General features: G+C 60.9%; 2 protein-coding genes. One reads left to right on the top strand and one right to left on the bottom strand.

What is annotated here, in order from left to right; all coding sequences use genetic code 11:
- Positions 1–33 precede the first annotated feature (33 nt).
- Entirely contained in the window at positions 34–465 is a 432-nt protein-coding gene (locus tag D6877_RS13715) for an OsmC family protein (RefSeq protein ID WP_016772308.1), read from the bottom strand.
- 240 nt (positions 466–705) lie between these two features.
- Between D6877_RS13715 and D6877_RS13710 the strand changes: the two genes are divergently transcribed.
- A partial coding sequence (locus D6877_RS13710; protein WP_130911146.1) for an LLM class flavin-dependent oxidoreductase occupies positions 706–1,680 on the top strand: 975 nt, incomplete at its 3' end.

Here is a 1,680-nt window from a genome sequence, read left to right as displayed (position 1 = left end):
GCTCGCGAAGGCGTCAGCCCGGCAAACGCCGAATCAGCTGACCAGCGAAGCCTCGAGAGTGATCTTCGCATTCAGCACCTTGGAAACCGGGCACCCTTCCTTGGCCTTGTTGCTCAACTCTTCAAACTGCTGCTGAGTCGCGCCCGGGATCTTCGCCTTGAGAATCAGCTTCACCGCAGTGATCGCGAAGCCGCCGTCAACCTGATCGAGGGTGACTTCGGCGTTGGTGTCGATGCTGTCTGCCTTCAGGCCCGCATCACCGAGAATCATCGAAAACGCCATGGAGAAGCAGCCGGCGTGGGCCGCGCCGATCAGTTCTTCCGGGTTGGTACCCTTGCCGCCTTCGAAGCGCGCCTTGAAGCCGTAAGGTGCTTCGCGCAGTACGCCGGTTTCGGTGGAGATCGAGCCGAGACCGGTTTTCAGATCGCCTTCCCAATGCGCCGATGCCTTTTTCACGATAGCCATGTCTGCCTCCTTAAATATGGCGCGGAACGCCGCGCCGTCGCGGTTTTTACTAGCAAGGCTTCTGAGGATAGACGGCGGAACAAAGTTCAGCCTGGCTGAATCGTTGACTTTTTTAGTAGGAAATTTCGTCGCTGCTATTGAATCTCGGGTATATGCCCTCATTCCATAAAACACGCTTATGGATTTGGCAGGTTTTCGTTCGCAAGAAAAACCTGCCTCCCCACCCGGAGATGCAGGTTCATGAAAAAACTGTCCGACGTTAAATTTTCCACTCTCGACCTGGTGCCGGTGCGCGAAAACGGCAGCGCGGCGCAATCGCTGCGCAACTCGCTGGACCTGGCGCAGCATGCCGAGAAATTCGGCTACACGCGCTTCTGGGTCGCCGAACACCACAACATGGACGGCATCGCCAGTTCCGCGACGTCGGTGTTGCTCGGCTATCTGGCCGGGGGCACGTCGACGATCCGCGTCGGTTCCGGCGGGGTGATGCTGCCCAACCATGCGCCGCTGGTGATTGCCGAGCAGTTCGGCACCCTTGAGAGCCTGTACCCGGGACGCATCGACCTGGGCCTGGGCCGCGCCCCCGGCTCGGACCAGATGACCGCCCGCGCCTTGCGCCGTGAGCGCTCGGGCAGCGCTGACGACTTCCCTGAAGACGTCGCCGAACTGATGCGCTACCTCGGCCCGCGCACCCCGGAGCAACGGGTGATCGCCATGCCCGGCACCGGCACCAACGTGCCGATCTGGCTGCTCGGCTCAAGTCTGTTCAGCGCGCAATTGGCGGGTGAGCGCGGCTTGCCTTACGCCTTCGCCTCGCACTTCGCGCCGCGCTTCATGCACGAGGCGATCCGCATCTATCGCAACCACTTCAAGCCTTCTGCCGTGCTGGACAAGCCGTACGTAATGCTCGGCGTGCCGCTGGTGGCGGCCGATACCGATGAGCAAGCCGATTATCTGGCGACGTCGGTGTACCAGCGCATTCTTGCGTTGATGCGTGGCCAGAGCCTGGTGCAGCGTCCACCGGTGAAAACCATGGACGGTCTGTGGCTGCCCCATGAACGTGAGGCGGTGGGCGATTTCCTCGGCCTCGCCATGGTCGGCGGCCCGCAGAAGATCCGCGCCAAACTGGAAGTGTTGATCGAGCAGACCCAAGCGGATGAGCTGATTTTCACCAGTGATCTTTACGAACACGCCGATCGCATCCATTCCTACGAA

The sequence above is a fragment of the Pseudomonas sp. Sample_9 genome (assembly GCF_004307535.1).
GTDB classification, from domain to species: Bacteria; Pseudomonadota; Gammaproteobacteria; order Pseudomonadales; family Pseudomonadaceae; genus Aquipseudomonas; species Aquipseudomonas mercuritolerans.
The sequence above is the reverse complement of the archived record's forward strand: the minus strand, read 5'-3'. Positions and strand labels throughout refer to the sequence as shown.